This window comes from Streptomyces sp. NPDC006265 (assembly GCF_040613555.1).
Lineage (GTDB): Bacteria > Actinomycetota > Actinomycetes > Streptomycetales > Streptomycetaceae > Streptomyces.
Map to the genome: position 1 here is coordinate 1 of NZ_JBEXSH010000446.1, position 7,356 is coordinate 7,356.

A 7,356-nucleotide genomic window follows, 5' to 3' on the forward strand; every position below is an offset into this window, starting at 1 on the left:
GAACACCGCGGCCCGCAGGATCCGGAGCGTGTGTCCGGAGCGCGTCGCGCGCGCGTGGGGGGCAGTCATGGCGGGCTCATCATCGCACTGGCCCCGCACGCCCCGTGCGGCAGGTCCACAAGGTGCCGTACGACTGGAACGTCATGCTCTGGCCACGCGCGCCCCTGGATGTGCCGATGTCTGCCCCCGCATACACCGATCAGGGCCAGTGCGCATCCGCCGTATGGGCGGCGTCACGTCAACTTCACGCTTACCCACGGGCACTCAGGGCAATACGTAACGGTATGTCGAGCCGCAGCCAGGAGGCTGGAGCATGAGCATCTGGTGGTCACTCCATCTGCGGCGCGAAGCTGCGAGCGTGCCGCTCGCCCGCCGCCTGCTGATCGGCACGATGGAGACCGCGGGCGTCGACCCGGACATCTCCTACGACCTCTCCGTCGCCCTCAGTGAGGCGTGCGCGAACGCCGTGGAGCACGGCGGGGACACGGAGCGCGGCCCCGGCTCGGAGGCGTACCGGGTCACGGCGTACCTCGACGGCGAGAAGTGCCGGATCGAGGTCGCCGACGCCGGCCCCGGCTTCCCCGCGGCCTCCGCCGGACGGTCCCGCCCGCAGATCCGTCCCGCGCACTCCGACGCGGAGAACGGCAGGGGGCTGTGCCTCATCGAGGAGCTCGCCGATCACGTCCACATCGGCAACAAGCCGGGCCGGGGCGGAGCCGTGGTGAGCTTCGACAAGGTCCTGAAGTGGCGTTCCGGCGCACCGCTGATGGCGGTCTGACCTCCCCCGCGGGGCGGTGTTTCACGTGAAACACCGCCCATGGCCGGCTGCGTGAAGCACCGCTGGTGACCGGCCGTGTGGATCACCGCCCCTGACCGGGCGGGCGTCCTTACAGCGCGCCCCAGTCCAGCGTCGTACCCGCCAGCCCCGCCACCTCCGTCAGCAGCGCCAGCCGCGCCGCCCGGACCGCCGGGTCGGGGTCCATCACCAGTACCTCGTCGAAGAACACGCCGATCGCGTCGACCAGCGGGGCGGAGACCTCGATCAGCGCGCCGAGATCGTCCTCGCGGCCCTGCAGCGCCTGGCGCACTGCCTGCGCGCTCTCGGCGAGACGCAGTTCGGCGGGGGCGGTCAGCAGCGACAGGTCTGCCGCCTCGACACCGTCCTCGGGCAGGATGCGCACCACCCGCTGGAAGGCGGCAGCGAGCGCCTCGAACGCCTCGTTTCCGACATGCCGCTCCAGCGTGGCCAGCGTGCGATCGCCATGGGCGGGCCGGTCGGCCCAGACCAGGACGGCCTGGACGAGCCGGTGCTCGTGCCCGGCGTCCGTGAGCTGCTGCTCGTAGCGCCGGGTAATGAGCTCGGCGGCCTCGGCGACCCGCTCGGCGGGCACCTCGACGCCCTGCGCGGCATACCGTACGGCCGCCGCGCGCAGCCCTTCGCTCACCCGCACCCCGGCCACGGCGGGCCGGTTCCGCAGCACGTTGAGCAGCCCGATCGCGGCCCGGCGCACCCCGTAGGGGTCGGAGCTCCCGGTGGGTGCGGCGCCGATCAGGAACATGCCCGTCACCAGGTCGAACCGGTCGGCGAGGGACAGCACGGCCCCCGCGTCCCCGGCGGGCAGAGCGCCACCGGCGGACCGGGGCAGCTCCATCTCGGCCAGCGCACGGGCGACCTCCGGTGACTCGCCGGCCCGGCGGGCGTACTCCTCCGCCATGACCCCGGCCAGACCGGAGAACTCGATCACCATCTGCGAGGCCAGGTCGAACTTGGCCAGCGCACCGGCCCGCCGCACGACCTCCGCCGCCTCCTCCGACAGCCCGGCTCGCCCGGCCAGGTCCTGCGCGAGGGAGGCGAGCCGGACGGCACGGTCGGCGACCGTGCCCAGCCGGTCCTCGAAGGTCAGCTTGTCCAGCCGTCGCCGGAACTCCTCCGGCGCCACCTTCAGGTCCGCCCGCCAGAAGAACGCGGCATCCTCGTAACGGGCCCGCAGCACCGCCTCGTTGCCCGCCCGCACCACGTCGTCGTCGCACAGGGCGTTGGCGAAGGTCACGAAGTGCGGCATGAGCCGCTCGCCGTCCAGCACCGGCAGATAGCGCTGGTGCTTGCGCATCACGGTGGTCAGGACGCTCGCGGGCAGTTCGAGGTAGCGCTCGTCGAACGACCCCCGCACGGCGTACGGGAACTCCAGGATGTCGGTGATCTCGTCGATCAGCCCGGCCTGGCCCTCCACGTCGATGCGCCCGCCCACTTCGGCGGCGGCCTCCAGGGCCCCGCGCACGACCGCGCCGCGCCGGGCGTCCCGGTCGAGCAGGATGCCGTGCATGTGCAGGAAATGCGGGTAGCCCTCGGCGGAGGTCACCCGCACCTCCGGATAGGGGGCCTGCCGCTGCACCCGCGTCGTGTCGCCCGCCGACAGCGAGGAGACCACCACGGGCAGGGGAGTGCGGCCCAGCAACGCGAGCAGCCAGCGCACGGGACGCGAGAACGACAGCCCTGGATCGCTCCACCGCATGTTGCGCCCGGCCCGCAGCCCGGAGACGACCTCGGCCAGCAGATCGCTGAGCACCTCGACGGCCGGCCGGCCCTCCTCGTGGCGGGTCAGGGCCACGTACTCGACCCCGTTGACCTCGACGATCCGCACGTCCGTCGGTTCGGCGCCCTGGCTGCGGGCGAAGCCCAGCAACGCGGGGGTGGGAGCGCCGTCCTTGAAGGCGGCGGCGACCTTGGGCCCGCGCACGGTCCGCATGGTGTCCCGCTCGCGCGGCTGCACACCGTCGACGGTGATCACGATCCGGCGCGGGGTGGCCAGCACGGTGATCGCGCCGTGCCCCAGCCGGGTCGCGGCGAGCTTGGCGGTGACCGACTCGCGCACCGCTTCGGTGGTCGCGGGGACGTCGGCGTAGGGCAGCTCCTCCACGCCGATCTCGAAGAGCAGCGTCTCGACGCCGGGCACCTTGGGCAACATGGCCCGCTCGGCCGGAGCGGGCGCCGCCGCCCGTCCGAGCGGATGCTCCAGCGCGGCCCGGCGCCGCTCCCACAGCTTGGCCGTCTCGTGCGTCAGGCCCCGCATCAGCGAGAACGCCTTGGCCCGCTCGGTGGTACTGATCGCACCGCGCGCGTCGAGCACGTTGAAGGTGTGGCTGCACTTGAGCACGTAGGTGTACGCCGGGACCGGCAGCTCCAGGTCCAGCAGGCGCCGGGCCTCGGCCGCGTACGACTCGAACAGCCGGTGGTTGGTGTCGATGTCGGCGTCGTCGAGGTAGTAGCGGCTCATCTCGTACTCGTTCTGCCCGAACACCTCGCCGTAGGTGATGCCCGGCGCGTAGGCGATGTCCTTGAAGTGGGACACGCCCTGAAGGTTCATCAGGATGCGTTCGAGGCCGTACGTGATCTCCACCGACACCGGGTCCAGGGCGACGCCGCCGACCTGCTGGAAGTAGGTGAACTGGGTGATTTCCATGCCGTCCAGCCAGACCTCCCAGCCCAGCCCCCAGGCGCCGAGGGCGGGCGAGGCCCAGTTGTCCTCGACGAACCGCACGTCGTGCGCGTTCAGGTCGACGCCCAGGGCGCGGAGGCTGCCCAGGTAGAGCTCCTGCGGGTTGCCCGGGTCGGGCTTGAGGATCACCTGGAACTGGGTGTGGGTCTGGAGCCGGTTGGGGTTCTCGCCGTAGCGTGAGTCGTCGGGCCGTACGCTCGGCTCCACGTAGGCGACGCTCCACGGCTCGGGACCGAGCACCCGCAGCGCTGTGGCCGGGTTGGCCGTACCGGCTCCGACCTCGGTGTTCAGCGGCTGCGTGATCATGCAGCCGTTGTCGCTCCAGTACTTCTGCAGGGTGAGGATGGCGTCCTGCATCGTCAGCGCCGTCGATACGTTCTTCATGATGATCGCGCCTGTTCCCCGAGTCGGACCGGCAAGGTCGGCCATGATCTCACACGTCAACTACCGCTGACCTGCTGTTTCTTGACCGACCGGTCGGACGTGTACTGGGAGGGGCCCCGGGGGTGGGTGCCACGGGATCGCCGTGGGCGGGCGCGGGTCCTATGTGGCTGGCAGCGCGGTTCCCCGCGCCCCTTTGGGGCGCGGTCCACCAGGAAGCGATGCACAGTCGGCCCACAGCCGGGGCCCATCCGTCTGACGGGTGCCATCCCTACAGTCCCGGTCCCATGACGGGAACTCAGTACGGGAACGGCCGCGAGGACGAGGCACTCGCGCGGACCGCCGTCGACGCTCTGGTCGGGCAGCTGGCCCTGGCGCCCAAGCCGGGTCTTCCCGATCCGCGGGAGCGCACAGCCCGGGACCACAGCGACCTGCGGTGGTCGGCTCATGCGCTGCTCCCCGGCCTCATCGCGATGGCCGCCACGGCCCGCCGCACGGGCGAGCCCGGTTCCCGCCTGCGCGCGGACCTGGGCGCGATCGGCCGCTCCACGGAGCACACCCTGGCGCTGGCGGGCGGCGGCCACAGAGGAACCCTGTGGACACTCGGCCTGCTGGTGGCGGCGACGGCGCTGCGGCCGGGAGCCGGGCCGGCCGGCACCACGGCCCTGGCCGGACAGCTGGCCGCCCACCCGGACCGCCGCGCCCCGCGCCGCCCCTCGCGCGGCTCCACGATGTCGGCCCGCTACGGCGCGGCAGGCGCGAGGGGAGAGGCCAGGGCCGGCTTCCCCCACGTCCGCCGCGCCCTGACCGCACTCACGGCCTCACGGGCCCGGGGCGCCACGGTGACCCAGGCCCGGCTGGACGCCCTGCTCACCGTGATGTCCACCCTCCAGGACACCGAGCTGCTGTACTCAGCCGGGCCCCTGGGGCTACGCCGCGTCCAGGCAGGCGCGCGCGGTGTTCTGGACGCGGGCGGTACGGCGACGAAGCCCGGCGCGGCGGCGCTGAGAGCCCTGGACGCCAACCTCACGGAACACACCTGGGTCCCGAGGGGGAGCGCGCCCCTGCTCACAGGCGCCCTGTTCCTGGACGCCCTCAAGCTTGCAGGGGCGCGGGGCTGAGTCACTGTGCGGCTCCGCCGCGGGGCGCGAACCGCCCCCACGCACCCGCAGACGACACTCAGCCCTTGACGGACGCCATCCACACCTCGACCTCGTCGGACCGCCGAGGCAGTGCTGCACTGAGGTTCCGGTTGCCGTCCTCGGTGACGAGGATGTCGTCCTCGATCCGCACCCCGATACCCCGGTACTCCTCCGGCACCGTCAGGTCATCGGCCTGGAAGTACAACCCGGGCTCCACGGTCAGGCACATCCCCGGCTCGAGGACACCGTCCACGTACGCCTCGACCCGCGCGGCAGCGCAGTCGTGCACGTCCATGCCGAGCATGTGCCCGGTCCCGTGCAGCGTCCAGCGCCGCTGCAGCCCGAGCTCCAGCACCCGCTCCACTGGCCCCTCGACCAGGCCCCACTCCACGAGCCTCTCGGCCAGCACCCGCTGCGCGGCATCGTGGAAGTCGCGGTACTTCGCGCCGGGCTTCACCGCTGCGATCCCGGCCTCCTGGGCCTCGTACACGGCGTCGTAGATCTTGCGCTGAAGATCGCTGAACCGTCCGTTGATCGGCAGCGTGCGCGTCACGTCGGCCGTGTAGTACGTGTGCGTCTCCACACCCGCGTCGAGCAGCAGCAGCTCGCCCGAACGGACCGCCCCGTCGTTGCGCACCCAGTGCAGTGTGCAGGCGTGCGGCCCGGCCGCGGCGATCGTGCCGTAGCCGACGTCGTTGCCCTCCACGCGCGCGCGGAGGAAGAACGTGCCCTCGATGTACCGCTCGGAGGTCGCCTCGGCCTTGTCGAGGACCTTCACCACGTCCTCGAAGCCGCGCACGGTCGAGTCGACCGCCTTCTGCAGCTCGCCGATCTCGAAGTCGTCCTTGACCAGGCGCGCCTCGGAGAGGAAGACCCGCAGCTCCTCGTCGCGCTCGGCGGTGACCTTGTCGGTCAGGGCCGCCTCGATGCCGGCGTCGTAGCCGCGCATGACCCGCACCGGCCCGGTGGCCTCGCGCAGCGCACCGGCCAGCTCGCGCACGTCGGAGGCGGGGATGCCGTACAGCGTTCCGGCCTCGGTGAGGGAGTGCCGGCGGCCGACCCACAGCTCGCCCTGGCCGTCCAGCCAGAACTCGCCGTTCTCCCGGTCGGAGCGCGGCAGGAGGTAGATCGTCGCCTCGTGGCCCTCGTCCTTGGGCTCCAGGACCAGGACGCCGTCCTCCGTCTGGTTGCCGGTGAGATAGGCGTACTCGACGGAGGCGCGGAAGGCGTACTCGGTGTCGTTCGAGCGGGTCTTCAGGTTGCCCGCGGGGATCACCAGACGCTCACCCGGGAAACGCGCGGAGAGCGCGGCCCGGCGGGCGGCGGTCTCGGCGGCCTGGGGGATGGGCTCGAGGTCGCGCAGCTCGGTGTCGGCCCAGCCGCTCTTCATGTTCTCGGCAAGCTCGTCGGACACGCCCGGGTACAGTCCGTTCTTCCGCTGCTTGATCGGCTCTTCGCTCTCGTCCGGGGTCTCCGGGATGAGCTCCTCGGCCACGGTCATCCTCCTCGATACGGCACTGGACCGTCCTCCACTGTACGGCGGCGCGGAAGCGGCCTCAGGGCGATGACGAGGAGCGTTACTCGAACCGCACCGCCAGCAGGACCACGTCCTCCGCACCCTCCGCCGTGTCCAGCCCGTCCGGCAGCACGCTCCGCAGGACGTGGTCGGCGATCGCGCCGGGGTCGCCGCGCAGGGCCCGGGGCACTCCGGCCGCCGCCGCGTGCAGCCGGGCGAAGGCGCGGTCGGTGGCCTCGCCGGTGCGGTGCAGCAGCCCGTCGGTGTAGAGCAGAATCGTCTCTCCGGGCTCGGCAAGGATCTCCACGCTCGGCGCCTCCCAGCAGGCGAGCATGCCCAGCGGGGCCGAGACGGACGTCTCGACGAACTCCGTGCGGCGCTGTCCGATCAGCAGCGGCGGGCTGTGCCCGGCACCGGCCAGCGTGATCTTGCGTGCGGCCGGTTCGCAGTAGCCGAACAGGGCGGTGGCCGAGCGGGCCGGCTCGGTCAGCCGCAGCAGCAGCTCCAGGTCGGACAGGACGGCGACCGGGTCCTCCCCCTCCATCACTGCGTACGCGCGCAGCGACGCCCGCAGCCGTCCCATCGCGGCGACGGCGCTGGGACCCGAGCCGGTGACGGATCCCACGGCGAGGCCGAGGGCGGCGTCGGGCAGCGGCAATGCGTCGTACCAGTCCCCGCCGCCGCGCGGGCCGGTGCGGTGCCGGGCGGCGAGCTGGACGCCGGCGACCCGGGGCAGCCGCGCGGGCAGCAGCTCGTCGGACATCGTGGCCATGGACGTGCGCGTGCGTTCCAGTTCGAGGAGCCGGGCCAAGTGCTCGGC

Annotated in this window: 5 protein-coding genes; 2 read left to right on the top strand and 3 right to left on the bottom strand. The window is 72.4% G+C overall.

Translation table 11 applies throughout. The annotated features are described in order from the left end of the window. Window positions 1-313 precede the first annotated feature (313 nt). Entirely contained in the window at window positions 314-778 is a 465-nt protein-coding gene (locus ABZ281_RS29835) for an ATP-binding protein (protein WP_356660446.1), read from the top strand. Between the two features lie 109 nt (window positions 779-887). Here the strand turns inward: ABZ281_RS29835 and ABZ281_RS29840 are convergent, their stop codons facing one another. After that, the gene (locus ABZ281_RS29840; protein WP_356660448.1) at window positions 888-3,881 is read right to left on the bottom strand and encodes a glycine--tRNA ligase; all 2,994 of its coding nucleotides are present in this window, start codon (window positions 3,879-3,881) and stop codon (window positions 888-890) included. A gap of 284 nt (window positions 3,882-4,165) precedes the next feature. Here ABZ281_RS29840 and ABZ281_RS29845 point away from each other — a divergent pair, with 284 nt between their 5' ends. Further along, window positions 4,166-4,999, top strand: a complete 834-nt coding sequence (locus tag ABZ281_RS29845) for a triphosphoribosyl-dephospho-CoA synthase (RefSeq protein WP_356660450.1) — start codon at window positions 4,166-4,168, stop codon at window positions 4,997-4,999. A gap of 58 nt (window positions 5,000-5,057) precedes the next feature. On the opposite strand, the gene ABZ281_RS29850 is transcribed toward ABZ281_RS29845, so the two are convergent. Beyond that, complete coding sequence (locus ABZ281_RS29850) at window positions 5,058-6,521, bottom strand: aminopeptidase P family protein (RefSeq protein ID WP_356660452.1); 1,464 nt, start codon at window positions 6,519-6,521, stop codon at window positions 5,058-5,060. Between the two features lie 76 nt (window positions 6,522-6,597). Next, window positions 6,598-7,356: PP2C family protein-serine/threonine phosphatase (locus ABZ281_RS29855; protein WP_356660454.1), on the bottom strand; the 759-nt coding region annotated here is incomplete at its 5' end.

Excerpts from the sequence above, each read along its gene's own strand:
- ABZ281_RS29835 (WP_356660446.1), top strand. The coding sequence starts at position 314 with ATGAGCATCTGGTGGTCACTCCATCTGCGGCGCGAAGCTGCGAGCGTG.
- ABZ281_RS29840 (WP_356660448.1), bottom strand. The coding sequence starts at position 3,881 with ATGAAGAACGTATCGACGGCGCTGACGATGCAGGACGCCATCCTCACC.
- ABZ281_RS29845 (WP_356660450.1), top strand. The coding sequence starts at position 4,166 with ATGACGGGAACTCAGTACGGGAACGGCCGCGAGGACGAGGCACTCGCG.
- ABZ281_RS29850 (WP_356660452.1), bottom strand. The coding sequence starts at position 6,521 with ATGACCGTGGCCGAGGAGCTCATCCCGGAGACCCCGGACGAGAGCGAA.